20 protein-coding genes are annotated in these 21,394 nt (G+C 68.3%); 10 read left to right on the top strand and 10 right to left on the bottom strand.

Going from position 1 to position 21,394, the window contains the following annotated elements:
• Positions 1 to 45 precede the first annotated feature (45 nt).
• From C5O79_RS13490 to C5O79_RS13475, 4 genes are all read left to right on the top strand, one after another.
• Complete coding sequence (locus C5O79_RS13490; protein WP_122474187.1) at positions 46 to 1,062, top strand: DUF475 domain-containing protein; 1,017 nt, start codon at positions 46 to 48, stop codon at positions 1,060 to 1,062.
• A gap of 100 nt (positions 1,063 to 1,162) precedes the next feature.
• Positions 1,163 to 1,819 carry a TerD family protein gene (locus C5O79_RS13485; RefSeq protein WP_046546109.1) on the top strand — a complete coding sequence of 219 codons (657 nt, stop codon included), beginning with the start codon at positions 1,163 to 1,165 and terminating at the stop codon, positions 1,817 to 1,819.
• Positions 1,820 to 1,870: 51 nt separating this feature from the next.
• Positions 1,871 to 2,749, top strand: a complete 879-nt coding sequence (locus C5O79_RS13480; RefSeq protein WP_122474186.1) for a hypothetical protein — start codon at positions 1,871 to 1,873, stop codon at positions 2,747 to 2,749.
• A 152-nt stretch (positions 2,750 to 2,901) separates the two neighbouring features.
• Entirely contained in the window at positions 2,902 to 3,522 is a 621-nt protein-coding gene (locus tag C5O79_RS13475; protein ID WP_047852102.1) for an HAD family hydrolase, read from the top strand.
• Positions 3,523 to 3,531: 9 nt separating this feature from the next.
• Here the strand turns inward: C5O79_RS13475 and C5O79_RS13470 are convergent, their stop codons facing one another.
• Complete coding sequence (locus C5O79_RS13470; RefSeq protein WP_046546106.1) at positions 3,532 to 4,641, bottom strand: fatty acid desaturase; 1,110 nt, start codon at positions 4,639 to 4,641, stop codon at positions 3,532 to 3,534.
• Positions 4,642 to 4,845: 204 nt separating this feature from the next.
• Between C5O79_RS13470 and C5O79_RS13465 the strand changes: the two genes are divergently transcribed.
• Positions 4,846 to 5,883: an AraC family transcriptional regulator gene (locus C5O79_RS13465; protein WP_122474185.1), complete on the top strand. Its 1,038-nt coding sequence runs from the start codon at positions 4,846 to 4,848 to the stop codon at positions 5,881 to 5,883.
• Positions 5,884 to 5,931: 48 nt separating this feature from the next.
• Here the strand turns inward: C5O79_RS13465 and C5O79_RS13460 are convergent, their stop codons facing one another.
• From C5O79_RS13460 to cysD, 5 genes are all read right to left on the bottom strand, one after another.
• Positions 5,932 to 6,981 (bottom strand): beta-propeller fold lactonase family protein, encoded by a 1,050-nt coding sequence (locus C5O79_RS13460; protein ID WP_122474184.1) that lies wholly within the window; start codon positions 6,979 to 6,981, stop codon positions 5,932 to 5,934.
• Positions 6,968 to 8,335: an MFS transporter gene (locus tag C5O79_RS13455; RefSeq protein WP_122474183.1), complete on the bottom strand. Its 1,368-nt coding sequence runs from the start codon at positions 8,333 to 8,335 to the stop codon at positions 6,968 to 6,970. Before C5O79_RS13455 ends, C5O79_RS13460 begins: the two co-directional genes overlap by 14 nt.
• 300 nt (positions 8,336 to 8,635) lie before the next feature.
• On the bottom strand, positions 8,636 to 9,823 hold the full coding sequence (locus tag C5O79_RS13445; RefSeq protein WP_047852106.1) for a helix-turn-helix transcriptional regulator: 1,188 nt from the start codon (positions 9,821 to 9,823) through the stop codon (positions 8,636 to 8,638).
• A gap of 129 nt (positions 9,824 to 9,952) precedes the next feature.
• Positions 9,953 to 11,875, bottom strand: coding sequence for a sulfate adenylyltransferase subunit CysN (gene cysN / locus C5O79_RS13440; RefSeq protein WP_122474181.1), 1,923 nt, complete (start codon positions 11,873 to 11,875; stop codon positions 9,953 to 9,955).
• The gene (gene cysD, locus C5O79_RS13435) at positions 11,875 to 12,855 is read right to left on the bottom strand and encodes a sulfate adenylyltransferase subunit CysD (RefSeq protein ID WP_276321102.1); all 981 of its coding nucleotides are present in this window, start codon (positions 12,853 to 12,855) and stop codon (positions 11,875 to 11,877) included. The genes cysN and cysD overlap by 1 nt, the downstream gene beginning before the upstream one ends.
• A 130-nt stretch (positions 12,856 to 12,985) precedes the next feature.
• Here cysD and C5O79_RS13430 point away from each other — a divergent pair, with 130 nt between their 5' ends.
• Genes C5O79_RS13430 through C5O79_RS13415 form a run of 4 tightly spaced genes read left to right on the top strand, consistent with a single transcriptional unit; the run spans position 12,986 to position 17,117 of the window.
• A complete protein-coding gene (locus tag C5O79_RS13430) occupies positions 12,986 to 14,095 on the top strand; it encodes a DUF1214 domain-containing protein (RefSeq protein WP_122474179.1) in 1,110 nt (369 codons plus the stop codon).
• Complete coding sequence (locus tag C5O79_RS13425) at positions 14,092 to 15,285, top strand: sulfotransferase (RefSeq protein WP_122474178.1); 1,194 nt, start codon at positions 14,092 to 14,094, stop codon at positions 15,283 to 15,285. The genes C5O79_RS13430 and C5O79_RS13425 overlap by 4 nt, the downstream gene beginning before the upstream one ends.
• Positions 15,286 to 15,327: 42 nt before the next feature.
• Positions 15,328 to 16,119 (top strand): SDR family oxidoreductase, encoded by a 792-nt coding sequence (locus C5O79_RS13420; protein ID WP_122474177.1) that lies wholly within the window; start codon positions 15,328 to 15,330, stop codon positions 16,117 to 16,119.
• Positions 16,120 to 16,136: 17 nt separating this feature from the next.
• On the top strand, positions 16,137 to 17,117 hold the full coding sequence (locus tag C5O79_RS13415) for an acetyltransferase (protein WP_122474569.1): 981 nt from the start codon (positions 16,137 to 16,139) through the stop codon (positions 17,115 to 17,117).
• A gap of 67 nt (positions 17,118 to 17,184) precedes the next feature.
• On the opposite strand, the gene C5O79_RS13410 is transcribed toward C5O79_RS13415, so the two are convergent.
• Both C5O79_RS13410 and C5O79_RS13405 read right to left on the bottom strand, forming a co-directional pair.
• Positions 17,185 to 17,637, bottom strand: a complete 453-nt coding sequence (locus C5O79_RS13410; RefSeq protein ID WP_047852671.1) for a nuclear transport factor 2 family protein — start codon at positions 17,635 to 17,637, stop codon at positions 17,185 to 17,187.
• Between the two features lie 13 nt (positions 17,638 to 17,650).
• Positions 17,651 to 18,130 (bottom strand): SRPBCC domain-containing protein, encoded by a 480-nt coding sequence (locus C5O79_RS13405; protein WP_047852113.1) that lies wholly within the window; start codon positions 18,128 to 18,130, stop codon positions 17,651 to 17,653.
• A 342-nt stretch (positions 18,131 to 18,472) separates the two neighbouring features.
• Between C5O79_RS13405 and C5O79_RS13400 the strand changes: the two genes are divergently transcribed.
• Positions 18,473 to 19,951: a deoxyribodipyrimidine photo-lyase gene (locus tag C5O79_RS13400; protein ID WP_122474568.1), complete on the top strand. Its 1,479-nt coding sequence runs from the start codon at positions 18,473 to 18,475 to the stop codon at positions 19,949 to 19,951.
• A 22-nt stretch (positions 19,952 to 19,973) separates the two neighbouring features.
• On the opposite strand, the gene C5O79_RS38810 is transcribed toward C5O79_RS13400, so the two are convergent.
• Both C5O79_RS38810 and C5O79_RS13395 read right to left on the bottom strand, forming a co-directional pair.
• Positions 19,974 to 20,096, bottom strand: a complete 123-nt coding sequence (locus tag C5O79_RS38810; RefSeq protein ID WP_046546101.1) for a hypothetical protein — start codon at positions 20,094 to 20,096, stop codon at positions 19,974 to 19,976.
• Positions 20,087 to 21,313 carry an MFS transporter gene (locus C5O79_RS13395; protein WP_046546100.1) on the bottom strand — a complete coding sequence of 409 codons (1,227 nt, stop codon included), beginning with the start codon at positions 21,311 to 21,313 and terminating at the stop codon, positions 20,087 to 20,089. The genes C5O79_RS38810 and C5O79_RS13395 overlap by 10 nt, the downstream gene beginning before the upstream one ends.
• Positions 21,314 to 21,394 lie beyond the last annotated feature (81 nt).

The following is a 21,394-nucleotide window of genomic DNA, read 5'->3' as shown; positions in this document are numbered from 1 at the left end:
GCGCAACCCGCACGCCTTTTATCCCGAACTCGATTACCCCACATCATGTTGAAAGACTTCAAGATCCCGTTATCGCTCACGGTGCTCGCGCTGATCGCGGCCTATCTCCTCGGCGGCGTGAAGGACATGCTGATCGTCGCGGTCCTGTCGGTGCTCGAAATCTCGTTGTCGCTCGACAACGCGGTCGTCAACGCCTCGGTGCTCAAGAACTGGTCGGAGAAGTGGCGCAACCGCTTCATGGTGTTCGGCCTGCCGGTCGCGGTGTTCGGCATGCGGCTCGTGTTCCCGCTGCTGATCGTCGCGGTGATCGGCCACATCGGCATGTGGGACGCGCTGAAGCTCGCGATCGAGTCGCCGGCGCAGTACGCGTCGATCCTCACGTCCGCGCATCACCAGGTATCCGCATTCGGCGGTGCGTTCCTGCTGATGGTGTTCTTCAAGTTCATGCTCGACACCGGCAAGGACGAGCACTGGATCGGCTTCCTGGAAGGCCCGATGAGCCACCTCGGCCGCATCACGGCGCTGGAAGTGGCACTGACGCTCGCCATCGTCATCGTCGCGTCGCTCTACGTGCCGGCAGCCGAGCAGGTGGCCTTCCTGCTCGCGGGGGCGTTCGGCGTGATCAGCTTCGTGATCGCGCACGGCATCGGCGACCTGATCGGCGGCGAGGAGACGGGTACGCGCGTGGTGCGCGAGGGCGTCGCGGGTTTCATGTATCTCGAAGTGCTCGATTCGTCGTTCAGCTTCGACGGCGTGATCGGCGCATTCGCGCTGTCGAACAACATCTTCCTGATCGCGCTGGGCCTTGGCGTCGGTGCGGCCTATATCCGGGAAATGACGCTCGTGCTGCTGAAGAAGGGCACGCTCGCGCAATACCGTTACCTCGAACACGGCGCCTTCTGGGCGATCGGTGCGCTCGCAACGATCATGTTCCTCGGCGTGAAGTTCGAGGTGCCCGAGGTCATCACCGGCCTGGTCGGCGCGGCGATGATCGCCGCGGCCGTGTGGTCGTCGATCGTCGTGCAACGCAAGGAAGACCGGGCTGCCGTGGCGGGCGAGTGACCCCGCGTCACGTGCGGGTCGAACACCATCAACGAGGGGCCGCGCAGGGCGGCCCGGCATTGCCGCCGGCACAACGGCGGTTCCAGTAGAAGAGGTTCAGATGATCAATTTGTCGAAAGGCGGTCGCGTCAACCTGTCGAAGGAAGCGCCCGGCACGCAGAAGTTCCGCATCGGTCTCGGTTGGGACGCGAACGCGACGGACACGGGTACGGACTTCGATCTCGACGTATCGGTGTTCCTGTGCAAGTACGACGCACAGAGCAATCCGAAGCTGATCTCGGATCAGCACTTCGTGTTCTACAACAGCGAAGTGCGTACGATGGAGCGCAAGGACACCTTCATCCAGCCGGGCGACGATTTCCCGAAGCGCGGGATGCCCGCGTCGAAGTGCCTGGGTGTCGTGCATAGCGGCGACAACCGCACGGGCAGCGGCGGCGGCGACGACGAGGTGATCTTCATCGACATGACGAAGCTCGCGGCGGACGTCGAGGAAATCTCGGTGGTCGTGACGATCGACCAGGCCGAAGCGCGTCGCCAGAATTTCGGCCAGGTGCGCAACAGCTACATCCAGATCGCCGACGAAGTGTCGGGCGCGGTGATCGCGAAGTACGCGCTCGAGGAAGACTTCTCGATGGAGACGTCGGTGCAGGTCGGCAGCTTCTATCGCCGCGACGGCCACTTCATGTTCAAGGCGGTCGGCGCCGGCTACAACCGCGGCCTGGGCGACTTCGTGCGCGCGTACGGCGGCGTGGTCTGACTGGCGGCAGCCCGGCCGGCGGGATACCGTCGCGCCGGGCGGGAAGCAGCGATGACGAATCCGTCAGACGAGCCGAAGCGGCTCGAGTTCGATACGACGCCCGAGCGCACGCCCGGGCGTCTTGCGTTCGACGCGCCGCCCGCGGCCGCGGCGCCGGTTGCGCGCGGGCCCGAGCGGCCGGCGCCGCAGGCGCTCGACTTCGGGCCTGAGCCGGTGCCCGCGCCCGGTCAGGCCGTGCGCACGGCGCCGGCCGAGGCGGTCGGCCGCGCGGTGTTCGGTGAATCGAACCATCCGCAACTCGAAGCGTGCTTCCGCGCCGCGCAGGCCAGTTTCCCGAATCTCTATCCCGATTACGCGCCGCGCATCGAGCGGCACATCCGGCAACTGGTGCCGCTCAAGCTCGCGACGATCGCGACGATCGGCGACGGCGCACTGGAGGCGGCGGGCAACCTCGTCGAAGCCGTCGCGGCCACGACGCGTGAATTCAACGAACTCGGCGCGGCCGACATGATGGCCGGCCTGCTTGCGCAGGTGACACGCAGGGCCGGCATGTTCGAACGCTGGTTCGGCGCGGCAACGGATCATGTCGACTACCGTGCGGCGATCGGGGCGCTCAAGCAGTCGCTCGGTTTCTTCCCGCGCCGTACCGAGGAACTCGCCGCGAAGGTTCGCCATGCGGAAGAAAACCTCGTGGTCGTGCTCGCGGCGCTCAGCGCGGTGTCGGACGTCGTGCGCGCGCCGGACGATGCAGGTGTCGAGCGCACGCTGTTCGACCGCCGCAACATCGTCGGGCAGGCCGTGCAGCAGATCCGCATGCAACCCGCGCAATTGCGCGGGCTCGACGAGCGTGTGACCGATCTGCTGTCGCGCGCCGACCACCTGATGAACGTGGTGTTGCCGGCGGCGTTGGCGGCGCGGCCGCAGCGCTAAGGGCGCGGCACGAAGGGAACGAAGGGCACGAACACGCGCGTTGCGATGCGCGTGTTCGCTGCGCAGGCCATGCCGCGCGTACGCCATTTCATGTGCACCGGCGCGAGTCTGCTATCTTCCGGGGCATCTCATCGCTTTCCCGCCGATTCTCCATGACTGACCGCATCGTTGCCGCATTCGATTTCGACGGCACCATCACGACGACCGACAGCTTTCGCCATTTCGTCCGCTATGCGGTCGGCACGCCGCGCTTCGCGTGGGCCGGGTTGCGCGCGCTGCCGTGGATCGTCGCGATGAAGGCCGGGCTGCTGTCGCGCGGCGACGCGAAGGCGAAGTTCGCATCGTTCGCGTTCGGGCCGGTGCGTGAAGACACGCTCGATGCGCAGGCGCGCACGTTCGTCGACACCTATCTGCCGAGCCTCGTGCGCCCGGAAATGCTCGAACGCATCCGCGAGCATCGGGCACGCGGGCACGAAGTCGTGCTGGTGAGCGCGTCGCCGTCGCTGTATCTGGAGAAGTGGGCGAAGACGGCCGGTTTCGATGCGGTGCTCGCGACGCGGCTGGCGTTCGAGCGCGGCGCCTTCGCCGGTCGGCTCGACGGCGAGAACTGCTGGGGGCCGCAGAAGGTCGTGCGGCTGCGCGGGTGGTGGGGCAACCGGCCGCCGAAACAGCTGTTCGCGTATGGCGACAGCCGTGGCGACAAGGAAATGGCCGAACTCGCGAACTGGTCGTGGATCCGCGGGCAAGGGCCGATGCCGCCGATCGGCGGTTGAGGCGGCGCGTTACGCGTCGGCCGGAGCCTGGCGCGTACCGCGCGCCGGACGATGACCGCCCCAGCGATTCGCCCGCGCGAACGTGCCGACGTCGTTGAAGCGTACGCCGACTTCACGCAGCGCCGCATGCGCGGTGCGTGCGGTCAGCTGGCGGATGTAGAACGGATCGCGCACCACGAAATGATGGATCGCATGCGTGCTGCCGAAGTTGAAGCAGAACAGCTGGAACGGCAGCATCCACCACGGGTTGAGCACCTGCGTCTGCTGGATCACGTTGCGCGAATCGATGTCGCCGAAGTAGTGCATGTTCGAGCTGACGAAGTTGATGCAGAAGCTGCGCACGAAGTTCGGCCCGAGCCACACCACGGCCAGGAAATCGACGACGCTCATCACGCGCTCGACGACGGCCGGCACCGTCACCGGGTAGCCGAACGCGTGCAGCGCGAACAGGCCGACGTGATAGACGATGAACGCATGCCACAACACGTAGTAGACGTGACCGACCGGCATGTACGACGACACCTGTTCGACGCGTAACTGCAGGCGCTCGGACGGATCCTGCACCGGCTGCGCGGCCACATACTGCTTCACCTTGCGGCGCATCGCAGTGGGCCGCAGCACGACGGCGAGCATGCCGTCCGCGATCATCAGCAGCCGCTTCACGCCCCAGCGCTCGCCGTTCGTGATGCCGAATTCCTCGAGATCCGATTCACCGCCCGACACCTTGTGGTGATGCAGGTGCATGCGCCGCCGCGTCCACGGGTTGATCGTGCCGGGCCGCGTGAGCCAGCACAGCGCCATCATCAGGTGATAGGCCCAGGGCGTCTTCTTGAAGTACATCAGGTGAATCAGGTCGTGCTCGAGCTCGTGGATCAGCGACGTGACGAACGCGGCAAGCGGCAGCGCGACGTACCACGCGATCGATCCGCGCGCATAGAGCCACGCGATCGCGAGCATCGCGCTCACCGAGACGGCCATCACGGTCGCGCCGACGAGGTTCTGGTCGTCGAGCAGCGGAAAACGCGCGCGGATCGCGTCGCTCGCGGCGTTGACCTCGCGGCGGACGTACGCGACCTTGTCCGCGTCGTTGCGAAAGGCGGTTCGTGCGGGTTGGCTCATCGACCGGGTTCCTGCGGAAAGGGTAGGGCGCACTGCCGATGTGACAAGCATAGGCGCGCACCGGACCGCACGCGAGGGCCGCGGGTGCCAATGATGGTGTCATTTCGGGCCACGATGGCCTGCCGGCGCGGCTAGAGTCTCGCTCCCGTGTCATTGCGGGCCAGCGACGCTACAATCCGCCGAAACCGCTTCGGAGTCCGCCGCATGGTCCTGTCCGTCCCGGATGCCGCGCGCCAGCTGAACAAGGCGACGGTGTCGTCCGCGTATGCGCTGTTCATGCTGATGCTGGCCGAGGAGCGCGGCATCGACGGCACTCGCGTGCTGGCCGGCTCGGGCGTCGAGCGCGACCGGCTCGCGCAACCCGATGCGCGCATCACGCCGCTGCAGCAGGCGGCGATCGTGTTCAACCTGCTCGACGCGACCGACGACCCGTCGATCGCGATCGAGATCGGTCTGCGCAGCAGCCTGACGAAAGCGGGACTGATCGGCTTCGGGCTGATGAGCTGCGCGACGCTCGGCGAGGCGATCTCGCTCGGTATCCGTTACCTGCCGACGCGCGTGCCGTTCTTTTCGGTGCGGCTCGCGCAGCTCGACGGGATTGTCGACATCGACGTGTTCGAAGCGTTTCCGCTCGGCCGGCTGCGGCAGTTCGCGGTCGAGAACTTCCTGGTCGAGACGGCGATCCTGTTCAACTCGCTGCTGTATCCGGTGCCCGGGCGCACGCTGCAATCGCGTGCCGAACTCCATTTCGAATGGCCCGAGCCGCCGTGGTTCGAGCGTTATCGCGCGCGGCTGCCGCGCTGCCATTTCGACGCGAGCGCGAACCGTATCCGCTGCGACGCCGCGCTGCTCGACGAGCCGATCGGTACCGCGAACGCGCACACCGCGCAGATGATCGTGCAGCAGTGCGAGGCCGAACTCGCGCGGCTCGGCTATGCGGAAAGCATCGTCGAGCGCGTGCGCAACCTGCTGATCTGCGGCGAGGGCGGCTATCCGTCGGTCGATGAGGTCGCGCGCGAACTGCATGTGTCGGCGCGCACGCTCAAGCGCAAGCTCGCCGAGTACGGCGCAACCTATTCGACGCTGCTCGACGAGATCCGGTTGCGCGACGCGCTGCGGCTGCTCGAAGGCACGCGGCTGCCCGTCGACGAGATTGCCGCGCGCGTCGGCTATACGGATCGCGCCAATTTCACGCGTGCGTTCAAGCGCTGGACGGGCGTCGCGCCCAGCGAACGGCGTTGAACGCGGGCAGGCACGGACCTGCCGAAGCATGCCCCGCGCATCACTGATTCAGACGATTGCAACCCAGTTCGCACCGCGCCCGCCCGGCACGCGCGCGTGCGGCGACAGTGCGCCGTCGTCCGGCGCGATCGCGTAGACCGACACATATTCCGACTGTTCGCCGCAGGCGACGAGCCAGCGCCCCGACGGGTCGATTGCGAACCCTCGCGGCTGCGTCTCGGTGGCGGTCGCGTGCGCGGGTTCGAACGTGCCGTCCTCGGTGCGGCGATAGCAGAGCAGGCGGCTCGACGTGCGTTCGCTGACATACGCGAAACGCTCGTCGGGCGTCAGGTGCAGGTCGGCGGCCCAGACGGACGGTTCGGCAGGCGCCGGCGGCCGCGCATGGCCTTGCGCGAGTTCGGCGACAGCCGGATGGCGCGTGCTCACATGCGCATCGCCGAGCCGGCCGGTTTCAGGGTCGCGCGCGAACGTCGCGAGCGTGGCCTGGAATTCGCTGACGACGACGAGCGTGCGGCCGTCATCCGCGAATCGCAGGTGACGCGGGCCGAACCCGGCCGGCACGCGCGTTTCGCCATGTTCGAGTGCGCGCAGGCCGGCGGCGTCCTCGACGAGCGCGAAGCTGAACACGCGATCCGAGCCGAGCGAGCTGACGTAAGCGAAACGGTTGTCCGGCGACACGATCACCGCGTGCGCGTTCGCGATTCCGCCCGTGACCTGCAGCGGCGTGCCGTCGCCGTCGCGCACGCGCGCGGCGTCGTAGAGGCTCAGCGAATTCCCGCCGTACGACGCGCCGAGCAGCCAGCGGCCGCTGTGGTCGAGCGACAGGTAAGCATGGCTCGCGTCGATCGCGGTCGTGCCGATGCGCACGAGCGCGCCGGTGGCCGGCACGACGCGGAACGCGACGATCGTCGGTTGCTCGCCGCGCGTCGCAACGTAGAGCCGCGCCCGGTCGGCCGGCACGGCGATCGGCATCGCGAGGTCGGCGGCCGGGTACCGGGTGAGCGGCGCAAGCGAGCCGTCGGCCGCGAGCGAGAAGGTGGCGAGGTCGCCGTCGGTGGCATTCGAGACGACGACGGTCAGGCGGTCAGTGTTCGGCATGGCGGAGCATCGAAGCGTTCGTGAAGGACGCGTCGGCCGGCAGGCCGCGCGGCGGATCGCTGCGCCGGTGCGTGCGCGCGAACAGCGCGGCGACTGCAGCGACGAGCGAAGCGATCGCGAGCGCATACAGCCCGCCCGTGATCGAACCCGTATGTTGCTTCAGATAGCCGAATGCCGTCGGTGCGACGAAGCCGCCGAGGTTGCCGACCGAGTTGATCAGCGCGATCACGGCCGCGGCCACGCGCGTGTCGAGATAGCCCTGCGGGATCGGCCAGAACAGCGACGATGCGGCCTTGAAGCCGAGCGCGGCGAAGCAGATCGACGCGAACGACCATACCGGATCGTGCGACGTCGACGCGAACAACCCGCACGCGGCGAGCACCAGTGCAACCGCGAGCCAGCGCTGCGGATGCTTCCACTTCGACGACAGCACCGCGAAGCCGTACATCGCGCCGATCGCGATCATCCACGGAATCGTGTTGTACAGGCCGACCTGGAAATCGGTGAGCCCGCCCATCTTGCGGATGATCGTCGGCAACCAGAACGTGGCCGCGTAGATCGTCAGCTGGATCGAGAAATACAGGAAGCAGAACAGCATGATCTGCGCGTCGCGCAGCAGCGCGGTGGCGCGCACCGGCACGTTCGAGCGGACGTCGCGCGTCGCGCGCTCGTCGTCGAGCGCGTTCTGGAGCGCCATGCGTTCTTCGGCCGTGAGCCACGTCGCGTCGCGGATGTGCGATTTCAGCAGCAGCCAGCTCGCGCCGCACAGCGCGACCGAGAACAGCCCTTCGATCAGGAACATCCATTGCCAGCCTTCCAGGCCGAAGCCGCGGATCGACAGCAGCGCGCCGGTGACGGGCCCGGACAGCACCGACGCGAACGCGGAACCGCCGAGGAAGATCGCCATCGCCTTGCCGCGCTCCTGCGGCGGCAGCCATTGCGACAGGTACAGCACGACGCCGGGGAAGAAGCCGGCCTCGGCCGCGCCGAGCAGGAAGCGCAGCGCGTAGAACGACGTGTCGTTCCACACGAACGCCATCGCGGCCGCGACGATGCCCCACGTCGCCATGATCCGGGCCAGCCAGATGCGCGCGCCGTAGCGCTGCATCAGCAGGTTCGACGGCACCTCGAACAGCGCGTAGCCGACGAAGAACAGCCCGGCGCCGAGGCCGTATGCGGCCGCGCCGATGCCGATCGACGCCTCGAGGTGGCGATCGACGAAGCCGACGTTCACGCGGTCGATGTAGTTCGCGATGAACATGATCAGCACGAGCGGCAGCACGTGCCACTTCACTTTCGAGACGGCGGACGCGAGCGGGTCGCGTCCGGGCAGGGCGGGCGAGGGCGGGTTCAAGGGTGTCTCCGGTCGGGTGGCGGCGGACGCGGCGGTGGCCCGCGTCGGCATCCGGGTGACGGTCCATGTAGTATGTCGTCGTATGACATGGTACGCCTGAGCGCCAACGAAGACGTCACGGGTTTACCCGAAAATTTCCCGGATATTAAGTAATTTCATGAGCCGCGTCGGTTACTTATTCATGTCTGATGACGTATGACATGAAATGAGTGTTGCCCATCGCCGCGTATTCGGTCGCGACCCGTGCCGCGCGCGGGGGCATCGCCCGGGCAGCCCGTCCCGCGGCTGCCGTCGCCTCCGCTACGCCATCGACACGACGCTGTTGAGCAACGTCTTCACGAGCACGGCCTGCCGCGTCGCGCCTGTTTTCGCGAAGATGCCGCGCAGGTGCGCGCGCGCCGTGTTCTTCGTGATGCCGGTTGCGGCGGCCGCTTCGTCGAGCGTCAGTCCGTCGACGAGCAACAGTGCGATTTCGGTCTCCATCGGCGTGAGGCGGAACAGCCGGTGCAGCATGTCGCGCGACGTCTGCGGCGACGACGCCGGATCGCGGACGAACACCGCGACGGCCGGCCGGTGCCGGCGGTCCTCCGCGCCGCGGTAGGGCGCGAGCGGGCGCAGCAGCACGCTCAACGGCATCGCGCCGCCGGGGCGCGACAGCGTGGTGGCTTCGATGCGCGCAAGCGCGCCCGCGCGGAAATGCTCGAGCGCGGCCTGCAGCGCCTTCTGCAGCCGGCGCTCGTCGAGCGGGCACGACGCGTGAAGCCGCTCCTGGCGCACGCACAGCCCGTCCTGCTGCTCGATCAGCCGCTCGGCGATGCGGTTGCGCTTGATCACGCGGCCGTCCTCGTCGACGATCGCGGTGCCGACGTCGAGCCGGTCGACGGTGCCGGCGTACAGCGCGCGTTCGGCATCGAGCACGTCGAACGCCGCATGCAGCTCGACGGCCCGCTGCAGGTGCGGCAGCAGCGTCGCGACCTGCGCGCGCTCGGCCGCGTCGAAATCGCGGCCGCCGTGCGCGCGGCTCACGAAGAACGCGCATTCGACGCCACGTTCGCCGCGCAGGTTCGCGCCGAGGATGTAGCGCAGGTCGAGCGGCTGCAGGTACTGCCGGTAGAAATCGTGCGCGCGCCACGCGGTTTCGCCGAACAGCCGGTCGGCCGTGAAGACCTGGCCGGGCGGCTGATCGAGAAACGGGCACAGCGCGTAGAACTGCTCGCTGTACGACGGCTCGCCGGGCAGCAGCGGGCCATGCGCCGACGCGTTGATGATGAGCCCGTGCCGTGCGCCGCCCGGGTTGCGCAGCACTAGCGTCGTGAAGCTCGCTTCGAGCCGCGCGCGGACCGCTTCGAGGAAGCCGGCCCACGGGGGCGCCTCCGACGGGCCCTGATAGACGAGCCCGAGCCACGCGCTGAGTTCGCGCGCCGACCACGCCGCGTCGTCGAAACCGTCGTGCGCGGCCGGGTCGCCGGGCGCCAGCGCGATGGGCATGCTCGTGTTCTCCTGGTCGGGATGAGGGATTCCCGGACCAGCATACCGGCCGCCCGGCGGCCCGCGTCATCCGAACGGAGTAGGCGACGCGGGCAGGCGGGCCGCCGCCGGGCGGCTCGCCCGCGGTGCTTATGCCGCGCGCTCGCGCAGCAGGTACGCGACGATCCGATCGGCCGCATCTTCCGGCGACTCGGCGACCGTGTCGACGCGCAGTTCGGGCTGCGCGGGCGGTTCGTACGGCGAATCGATGCCCGTGAAGTGCTTCAGCTCGCCGCGCCGCGCCTTCTTGTACAGGCCCTTCGGATCCCGCTCCTCGGCCACCGCGAGCGGCGTGTCGACGAATACCTCGACGAACTCGTCGTGGCCGACCAGCGCGCGCGCCATGTCGCGCTCCGCGCGGAACGGCGAGATGAACGACACGAGCGTGATGAGACCCGCGTCGAGCATCAGCCGCGCGACTTCGGCGACGCGCCGGATGTTCTCCACGCGATCGGCCTCGGTGAAGCCGAGATCGCGATTGAGCCCGTGCCGCACGTTGTCGCCGTCGAGCAGGTACGTGTGCTTGCCGAGCGCGTGCAGCCGTTTCTCGACGAGATTCGCGATCGTCGACTTGCCGGCGCCCGACAGCCCCGTGAGCCACACGATGCGCGGCGTCTGCGCCTTCTGCGCGGCACGCGCGGCGCGGTCGACGTCGACGGCCTGCCAGTGCACGTTGTGCGCGCGGCGCAACGCGAAGTGCAGCATCCCGGCGCCGACCGTGTCGTTGGTGACGCGGTCGATCACGATGAAGCCGCCGGTGTGGCGGTTGCGATCGTACGGATCGAACGCGACCGGCCGGTCGAAGCTCAGGTTGCATACGCCGATCTCGTTGAGCGCGAGCGTGCGCGCCGCGAGATGCTCGCGCGTATTCACGTCGATCTTGTACTTCGGCGTCGCGCAGGTCGCGCCGACCGTCTGCGTGCCGAGCTTCACGAGATACGGGCGGCCGGGCAGCAGCGGCGCGTCGTGCATCCACACGAGCGTCGCCTCGAACTGGTCGGCCACCTCGGGCGGCGCATCCGCGCGCGCGATCATGTCGCCGCGGCTGATGTCGATCTCGTCGGCGAGCGTGAGCGTCACCGCGTCGCCGGCGCGCGCGATGTCGCTTTCGCCGCCTTGCGTGATCACCGACGCGACGCGGCTCTCCTTGCCGGACGGCAGCACGCGCACGCGCTCGCCGACACGGATCTCGCCCGATGCGATGCTGCCCGCGTAACCGCGGAAGTTCAGATGCGGGCGGTTGACCCACTGCACCGGCAGCCGGAACGGCTCGTCGCTGGTCACCCGTGCGGCGAGCGGCAGCGTGTCGAGATGCTGCATCAGCGCCGGGCCCGCGTACCACGGCATCCGCGCGCTCGGCGCGATCACGTTGTCGCCGCGCAGCGCCGACATCGGGATGCTCACGATCTCCGCCAGCCCGAACTCGGCCGCGAACGCGCGATAGTCGGCGTCGATTCGCTCGAACACGGCGCGGTCGTAGTCGACGAGATCCATCTTGTTGATCGCGAGCACCACGCGCTTGATGCCGATCAGCGCGACGAGATGGCTGTGGCGGCGCGTCTGCGTGAGCACGCCCTTGCGCGCATCGATCAGGATCACGGCGAGATCGGCGGTCGACGCGCCGGTGATCATGTTGCGTGTGTACTGCTCGTGTCCGGGCGTGTCGGCGACGATGAACTTGCGTCGCGCGGTCGCGAAGAAGCGGTAGGCGACGTCGATCGTGATCCCTTGCTCGCGCTCGGCCGACAGGCCGTCGACGAGCAGCGCGAAATCGAGTTCGCCGCCCTGCGTGCCGACTTTCTTCGAATCGGCCTCGAGCTGCGTGAGCTGGTCGTCGAACAGCACGTTCGATTCGTAGAGCAGGCGGCCGATCAGCGTGCTCTTGCCGTCGTCGACGCTGCCGCACGTGATGAAGCGCAGCAGGTCCTGGGTCGGCGCGTGCGCTTCGTCGGCGGCGCGTGCATCGGGGGCGGGGCGCGCGAGCGTGTCGGGCGCGGTGAGAACGTGTGCCATCAGAAATATCCCTCCTGCTTCTTCTTTTCCATCGAACCGGCCGAATCGCTGTCGATCAGTCGTCCTTGCCGTTCGGACGCGCGCGTCTCGCGTATCTCCTGCAGGATGTCGTCGAGCGACGTCGCGTCGCTGTCGATCGCGCCCGTCAGCGGATAGCAGCCGAGCGTGCGAAAGCGCACCTTGCGCATTTGCGGCACTTCTCCTTCGCGCAGCGGCAGGCGTTCGTCGTCGACCATGATCAGCGCGCCGTCGCGTTCGACCACGGGCCGCTCCTTCGCGAAGTAGAGCGGCACGATCGGGATGTCGTGAAGCTGGATGTACTGCCAGATGTCGAGCTCGGTCCAGTTAGAGATCGGGAACACGCGCAGGCTTTCGCCCTTGCGCTTGCGCGCGTTGTACAGCGACCAGAGCTCGGGGCGCTGGCGCTTCGGGTCCCAGCGGTGCTGTTCCGAGCGCAGCGACACGATGCGCTCCTTCGCGCGCGATTTCTCCTCGTCGCGGCGGGCGCCGCCGAACGCGGCGTCGAAGCCGTAGTGATCGAGCGCCTGCTTGAGCCCCTGCGTCTTCCACACGTCGGTGTGCACCGCGGAGCCGTGCGTGAACGGATCGATGCCGTTCGCGACGCCGTCGGGGTTGACGTGCACGCGCAGGTCGAGGCCGAGGCGCGCGGCCGTCTCGTCGCGAAACGCGATCATCTCGCGGAATTTCCACGTCGTATCGACGTGCAACAGCGGAAAGGGCGGCTTCGCCGGGTAGAACGCCTTCATCGCGAGATGCAGCATGACCGAGCTGTCCTTGCCGATCGAATACAGCATCACCGGGTTCTCGCTCTCGGCGACCACCTCGCGCATGATGTGGATGCTTTCGGCCTCCAGCCGCTCCAAGTGGGTCAACATCGTTCGTCTCCTTGTTTCATGCCGGTGCCGCGCGACATGTGCGGCGTTTCGTGCATGACGCCAACGGTATCGAGCGAGCGGCATGCCGATCTTCGTCCGGGTGGACTAAGCCGCGGCACGGCGGCGGAGCGGATCTTTCCTTAGTCCACCCGGACGAAGTGGCACGCGACGGCGGCGCTTAAGGTGAGCGTTCGACCATCGGCGGAGACGACACATGACGGACGACACACGTGCCACGCAGTTGCTTTCGGGCCAGACCTGGGCCGATTTCTGCGACACCCTGAAACGCAGCGGACAACAGATCCTGCGCGCCGAGGCGCCGGACGATCCGCTGACGCGCGCGGAAGGATTCCGCTACCTGAGCCGGCTGATGCGCATCGCGCTCGAAATGCACGTCGAGTACGCGGACGGCGCATGGCCCGGCTTTTTCTCGCCGTCGCACGAAACCGCGAAGATCGGCGCCGACAACCCCGACAACCTGTACCAGTACGCGCGTCTCGACGGCCGCTGCGAATACCGTGTGACGGGGCGGCGCGGCACGGTGGCCTACCTCAGCTTCGGCACCCAGAAGGGCGGCTACGAGACCGACGGCAAGATGCTGCAGACGGGCTTTCTCGACGCGAAGCAGCTCGAGATCGCGCCGGACGGCAGCTTCGAGATCGTATTGAGCGAGATGCCGCGCGCGGGCAATTGGGTGCGCATGGAGCCGGGCACCAATGCGTTGCTGGTGCGCCAGACCTTTCTCGACCGTCGTGCGGAAACGCCGGCGCAGCTGAAGATCGAGCGCATCGGCGCCGACGATCGCCCGGCGCCGCTCGACCCGCTCGTGCTGCAGGGCGGCCTCACGCGCGCCGCGCAGTTCGTCGAGCAGACGTCGAAGCTGTTCGCGGACTGGGCCGCGAGCTACCGGGCGCACGTGAATGCGCTGCCGCCCGCTGACCAGGCGCTGTGCCAGTCGGTCGGCGGCGATCCGAACATCTACTACTACCACTCGTGCTGGTCGCTGGTCGACGACGAAGCGCTCGTGATCGACGTCGACACGGTGCCCGACTGCGACTTCTGGAACGTGCAGCTCAACAACTACTGGATGGAATCGCTCGATTACCGGCACTTCGATATCTGCGTGAACAAGCACAGCGCACGGCTGAACGCGGACGGCGGCGTGACGGTGGTCGTCGCGGCCGGGCGGCCGGGTGACGCGAACTGGCTCGATACGGCAGGGCATCGCACCGGCACGATCTGCTGGCGCTGGGTGGGCGCCGCGCAGCCGGTGCATCCGCGCACCCGTGTGGTGAAGCTCGCCACGCTGAAGGAGGCCGCATGAACGTGCCGCTCGGCCCGATCCGCTCGTCGCTCGATGCCGACGGACTGTTTGCCGAAGCCGTGTCTCGCACGGGGGGGCTCACCGCGTTCGGCGACGGGCCGTACCGCGAAGCGCTCGACGTGATGTGCGCGTCGCTGGTCGACGAAGCGAAGCTGTCCGCGCGCGGCGCGGCGATGATGCGCGAGAAGCTCGTCGGCCAGCTCGTGAACCGGCTCGTCATCGAGGATTACTTTCGGCGCCACCCGGAGATCGCGGAGATCGCGATCGACGATCCGCTCGTGATCGTCGGCTTGCCGCGCACCGGTACGACGCTGCTGCAGCGCCTGCTGGCCGTCGACCCGCGTTTCCACTCTGCCGCGTGGTGGGAAACCCGCTACCCGGCGCCGCTCGCGGGCGAGACGCTTGCCGAGCCGACGGTGCGCATCGCGCGTGCGCAGGGCGAGGTCGCGACGATGATCGACTGCATTCCGCAGATCCTGACGATCCACCCGCTCGATGCGATGCTTGCCGACGAGGAGTTCATGTTGATGGAGCATGCGTTCGTGTGCGCGATGGATTCGTACGCGAACGTGCCGCGCTACACGGCGTGGCTCGCGCGGCAGGATCTCACGCCGGTCTATACGTACCTGAAGCGGATGCTGCAGTTCCTGCAGTGGCAGAAGGCGCAGCGCGGCGTCGCGCCGGCCGCGCGCTGGCTGCTGAAGACGCCGCAGCACCTGCATGCGCTCGACGTGCTGTGCCGGGTGTTTCCGCGTGCGCAGGTCGTGCTCACGCACCGCGATCCGGCGCAGACGATTCCGTCGATGGCGAGCATGGCGCACACGTTGTGGCAGATGTATGCGGACGATCCGGATCCGCTTGCCGTGGGCGCGCAGTGGAACGCGGGGATGGCGCGCGCGATCGGTGCGGCGATGGCCGCGCGCGACGCGCTGCCGGCCGACCGGTTTCTCGACGTGCGTTTCGAGGACACGGTGTCGAATCCGCTCGGCGTTGCCGAGGCCGTATACGCGTTTGCCGGTATGACGCTCGATGCGCGGCAGCGAACGGCGATGACGGACTGGATGGCGCGCAACGGTCGCGACAAGCGTGCCGCACACGACTACTCGATCGCGCGCTTCGGCTTCACGGATGCGCAGCTCGCGCGCGACTTCGCCGCGTATCGCGCGCGGCACCTGCGGGCGGCCGGCTGACGGCCATTGCTCGCGAGATCAACGAAAACCAGGAGACAACCCATGTTGCTGAAGGACAAGATCGTCGTGATTTCCGGGATCGGGCCGGGGCTCGGTGTGAAGCTCGCCGTCGAGGCTGCGCGCGAGGGCGCGCGCGGCGTGGTCGTCGCGGCGCGCACGATGGAAAAGCTCGACGACGCAGACACGCGGATCCGTGCACTCGGCGTCGACTGCGCCGTGCTGAAGGTGCAGACCGACATCACCGACCGCGCGCAATGCCGGCAGCTCGCGACGCAGGCCGTCGAGCGCTTCGGCCGGATCGACGCGCTCGTGAACAGCGCATTCGTGCACGGCACGTTTCCGGAGTCGATGGAGGAAGCCGATCTCGATGGCTGGCGTGCGGTGTTCGATACCAACGTGTTCGGCACGATGTCGCTCACGCAGGAAGTCGTGCCGCACATGAAGCGACAGCAGCGCGGCGCGATCGTGATGATCAACACGCAGGCGACCCGCAAGCCGTTTGCAGGGGAAGGCGGCTACGCTGTATCGAAGGGAGCGCTCGCGGTTGCGGCAAAATACCTGGCGCGCGAACTCGGCGTGCACGGCATTCGCGCGAACAGCATCCACATGGGGTGGATGTGGGGCGTGCCGACCCAGACGTATTTTCGGCAGGCGGCCGCCGAGTACGGCGTGACGGAAGAGCAGATCATCGCGCCGATCGCGTCGAACATCGCGCTCGCGAAGCTGCCGACCGACGACGACTGCGCGCGGGCCGCGCTGTTCCTCGCGTCGGACTACGCGAACGCGGTGACGGGCGCGACGCTCGACGCCAACGGCGGCGATTTCATGCCCTGACGATGGAGCAAAGGATCATGCAGGACAACCACGACACACGACATTTCCTTGCGTTCAACGGCGACGCGGACGGGCTGTGCGCGCTTCAGCAGCTGCGGCTCGCCGAGGGCATGCACGGCACGCTCGTGACCGGCGTGAAGCGCGACATCAAGCTGCTCGAGCGGATCGACGCGCGCGCGGGCGACATCGTCACCGTGCTCGATGTGTCGCACGACCAGAATCGCGATGCGTGCGCGCGACTGCTGCGCGATGGCGCGACGGTTCGCTACTTCGACCATCATTTCGCGGGCGAGCTGCCCGACGATCCGCGCTTCGACGCGCATATCGACACGGCAGCCGACGTCTGCACGAGCGCGATCGTGAACCGTTATCTCGGCGGCCGGCACGCGCGCTGGGCAATCGTCGCGGCATTCGGCGACGAACTGCCGGCGCTCGGCAATGCGCTTGCGCGCGAGCACGGGATCGACGAGGCGGAACGCGACACGCTCGCCGAACTCGGGCTCTACCTGAACTACAACGCGTACGGCGAGTGTGTCGGCGATCTGCATTTCGACCCGGCCGCGCTCGCCGATGCGATGCTGCCGTGCATCGACCCGCTCGAATTCGTGCACGGGACGGCTGTGTTCGCCGCGCTGCGCGACGGCTACCGCGACGACATGGCGCGTGCGTGCGCACTCGCGCCGCTGCGCGAGGTGCCCGGTGCGACGCTGGTCCGGATGCCTGATCATCCGTGGGCGCGGCGCGCGACGGGCATGCTCGCGAACGAGCGGATGCGCAACGCGCCGCATGCGGCACTCGCGGTGCTGTCGCCGCGCGCGGACGGCGGGCTCGTCGTCAGCGTGCGCGTGCCCGATGGCCGGCCGCTCGGCGCCGACGAGTTCTGCCGCGGCTTTCCGACAGGCGGCGGGCGCAAGCGCGCGGGCGGCATCAACCATCTGCCGGAAAGCGAGTTCGATGCATTCGCCGAGCGATTCGAGGCCGCGTTCAGGCTCGATTGATTCAAGCGACGATCCGCATTGCGTGCGCCGTGCACACTCGCACGGCGTGCGCGTCGCAAGAAATGGATCAACCGGTCACGCCCGCAAGCATGGCCGGCACGTTGTGACCGTAGCAGCGCGCCTCGACGCGCTCGGCGATGCGCCAACCTTGCGCGGTGCGCACGAACCGGTCGACGTACCAGAGCCCGAGAAACATCACCTGCGTGCCGCCGTCCGGCAGCGCGACTTCCATCGGATTGAAGCAGATCGTGCGGCTGCGCGCGGTATCGCCGTCGAGCCTGATCGCCAGGTTGCCGACCATGTGCTGGTACTGCGGAAACTGCGGCAGCACGGTGCGCAGCCACGCTTTCACCTCCGGATAACGGCCGGCGATGCCGCCCATCGCGCGATAGTCGATCGCGGCATCCGGTGTGAACACCGCGTCGAGCGCGTCGAAGTCGCGCGTGTCGATCGCACTCGAATACGCGACGATCAGCTCGCGGATGTCGTGATGGTCGGACAGCGTTTGCAGATCTGGCATCGTCGGCTCCCGGTCACGCGCCGTTGCGCCGGCGTGCCGCATGGAGCGCTTCGGCGCGCTGCTTCACGTCGCGCGCGCACTGGTCGAAACCTTGTTTCACCCACCCGCCGTGGTGCTGCATGATCGTGTCCGCGTTGACGCCGAGGAACTGGTCGGTCGTGAAATAGCGGCAGCGCTCTGCACCGATCGCGTCGATGTACTGATCGCGACGCGCGGCATCCTTGTTGTCGTCGCTCGGGCGCTGCTCCCACGACAGCAGGCGTTCGGGTTCGTACGCGACGAGGATCTCGTTGACGGGAATCACGGTCTCCGTGCCCGGGATGCGCACCTGCATGTGCACGAAATCGCCGAGCCGGCCGGTCGTTTCGAAGCCGACGCAGAACGTGTTCCATTCGCCGTAGCGCGGGAAGTCGGTCAGCACTTCCCAGACGACGGAGGCCGGTGCGTCGATGTCGACGGTGATCGAGGTCACGAGATTCGAGGGTTTGGTCATGGCGGTGTATCGGATCGGATGAAGCCGCGCCTGCCCGGGTGACGGGACGCGTCGCGGCGGTCGGAGGGAGCCGCGCCGGTATCGGTCGGCGCGCGTGACGGGTGCGGCTTGGGACGAGCGGGGACGTTTGCGCCGGCACGTTCCGCGCAGCAAGGCGCACCCGACATCGAGCGTAGGCCGGCGCTCGAGGCGAAGAATCGTCGGAATGGACTAAGGCGTTTCACCGGGGCGGCAGGGGGAGACTGCCGTGACGGTCGACGGCATGGGCGCGCCGAACATCGACACCATGCAGCGCAGCCGCGACAATACGAGCCTCTTCCCACTTTCGTCATCGAGGTGCCCGTGCCTGCCAAGTCGTCCGTTGCTCCCGCGATCGTCTGGTTCCGCGACGATCTGCGCGTGACCGACCAGCCCGCGCTGACGCGCGCGGTGGCGTCGGGCCGGCCACTCGTGTGCGTATTCGTCGACGACACGGGCGACGGCGCCGGGCGTCCGCTCGGCGGCGCGGCACGCTGGTGGCTGCATGGATCGCTCGCGGGGCTCGACGCGGCGCTTGCGCGTCATGGCGGACGTCTGCTGCTGTTGCGCGGCGACGCACAGCGTGAGATCGAACGCATCGTGCACGACACGGGCGCGGAAGCCGTGTACTGGAACCGCCGCTATGCGCAACCGCAGCGCGACACCGACGCGGCGCTGAAGACGTCGCTCAAGGCGCGCGGTGTCGCGGTCGAGAGCAGCAACGGCAGCCTGCTGAACGAGCCCTGGGAGGTGCTGACGGGCGGCGGCGCCCCGTATCAGGTGTTCACCGCATACTGGCGTGCGGCGCGACGGGATCGCACGGTCGCCGTGCCGCTGGCGGAGCCCGAGCGGATCGCGTTTCATCCCTGGCCGAAAGCCCTACGCGACCGCGCGCTGGCGCTCGACGCGCTTGCGTTGCGGCCGCATTCGCCGGATTGGGCCGGCGGCCTGCGCGATGCGTGGCCGACGCCCGACGAAGCCGGCGCGCACGCGCAGCTCGACGCGTTCCTGGCGACATCGCTCGCCGGCTATGCCGATGCGCGCGATCTTCCCGACCGTCCCGCGACGAGCCGCCTTTCGCCGTTCCTGCGCTTCGGCAACGTGTCGCCGCGACAGGTATGGCATGCAGTGCAGGGTGCCGCGAGCGCAGGCGGCGCGGCGTTTGCCGCGGACGCCGACAAATTCCTGAGCGAACTCGGCTGGCGCGAGTTCAGCTACACGCTGCTGTACCACTTCCCGGCGCTCGCGACCGACAACTTCCGCGCGCAGTTCGACGCGATGCCGTGGCGTGACGATCCCGCCGCGCTGCGCGCATGGCAGCGCGGGCTGACCGGCTATCCGCTCGTCGACGCGGGCCTGCGCGAGCTGTGGACGACCGGCTGGATGCACAACCGCGTGCGGATGGTCGTCGCGTCGTTCCTGATCAAGCACCTGCTGATCGACTGGCGCGCGGGCGAAGCGTGGTTCTGGGACACGCTGGTCGACGCCGATCCCGCGAACAACGCGGCGAGCTGGCAGTGGGTGGCCGGCTGCGGCGCCGATGCCGCACCGTATTTCCGCATCTTCAATCCGGTCGCGCAGGGGCAGAAATTCGATCCCGACGGCGCGTACGTGCGGCGCTGGGTGCCCGAGCTTGCCGGTCTCGACAACGCGTCGATCCATGCGCCCTGGGAAGCATCGCCGCTGGAACTCGACGCGGCCGGCGTGCGGCTCGGTGTCGACTATCCGGAACCGCTCGTCGAGCATGCGGCCGCGCGTGCTCGCGCGCTCGATGCGCTGGCGGCATTGCCGAAGCGCCGCTGACCGCACGGCCCGGTTTGCCGCCTCAATTGCAGAACGCGACGTGTTCGAGCAGCGCGTACGCGACGTCCGAACTGAAATAGGCCGCACCGCACCACGCGACGAATGCGAGCGTGCCGGCGGCCAGCGCCGCGCGGATCATGCCCATGCCGCGTTGCCCGATGCCGGGCGTGCGACGCGCGCATCGTTGATCGGCAGGTGCAGCAACGCCGCGAGTACGCCGAGTGCGATCGAGCCGATCCACAGCGGCATGTACGAGTGCGTCGCGTCGTACACCACCGCGCCGAGCCAGACGCCGAAGAAGCTGCCGAGCTGGTGCCCGAAGAACACGAAGCCGAATAGCGTCGCGATGTAGCGCACGCCGAACACCTGCGAGATCACGCCGTTCGTCAGCGGCACGGTGCCGAGCCACGTGAATCCCATCACGGCCGCGAACACGTAGACGCTCGCGGGCGACAGCGGCGCGGCGACGAACGCGGCCATCGTGAGCGCGCGCACGAGGTACAGCACCGACAGCACGTACTTGCGCCGCAGCAGCCCGCCGAGATGGCCGCACGCATAGGTGCCGGCGACGTTGGTCAGCGCGATCAGCGCGAGCGCGACGCTCGCGTGGCGTGCCGGCAGCCCGTGGTCGAGCAGGTAGGCGGGAAGATGCGTCGCGATGAACGCGAGCTGAAAGCCGCACGCGAAGAAGCCCGCGTTCAGCAGCCAGAAGCCGCGATGCGCGAACGCCTCGCGCACGGCTTCGCCGATCGACTGGTCGGGGCCGGCGGCGGCAGCCTGCGCGGGCCGGTCGCGCAGCAGTACGGCGAGCGGTGCAAGCAGCGCCGCGACGAGCGCCAGCGCGATGAACGCATGCCGCCAGCCGATGCCGCCGATCAACGCCTGCGCGACGGGCACCATGCAGAACTGGCCGAGCCCGCCGATCGCGCCCGCGACGCCGAGTGCCCAGCCGCGCCGGTCGGGCGGAAACAGGCGGCTCAGCGCGCCATAGATCGACGCGAACGCCGAGCCCGACAGTGCGATGCCGATCACGAGTCCGGCGCCGACCGTGAACATGCCGGTCGTCGCCGCGTGCGCCATCGTGACGAGCCCGGCCGCATACAGCAGCATCCCGGCGACGATCACGCGCAGCGAGCCGAAGCGATCGGCGACCATCCCGGTGAACGGCTGCGCGACGCCCCAGATCAGGTTCTGCAGCGCCAGGGCGAGCCCGAACGCTTCGCGCGACCAGCCGTGGTCGAGCGACACCGGCGCGAGGAACAGGCCCTGCACGTGGCGGATGCCGAGCGCAGCGCCCATGATCAGGCCGCCGGCCAGGACGGGCAGCCAGCGGCGACGGACTTCCTGCTCGATCGGGGTCATGCGTGTCTCCGGATGAAGGCGCGCGACAAGACGGCCGCGCTCGATCCGATTAGACGATCGGGCTCGTTGCCGCTCAAGCGA

The sequence above is a fragment of the Burkholderia sp. SRS-25 genome (assembly GCF_004343765.1).
Classification (GTDB): domain Bacteria; phylum Pseudomonadota; class Gammaproteobacteria; order Burkholderiales; family Burkholderiaceae; genus Burkholderia; species Burkholderia contaminans.
This window is presented reverse-complemented; position numbering and strand designations above follow the sequence as displayed.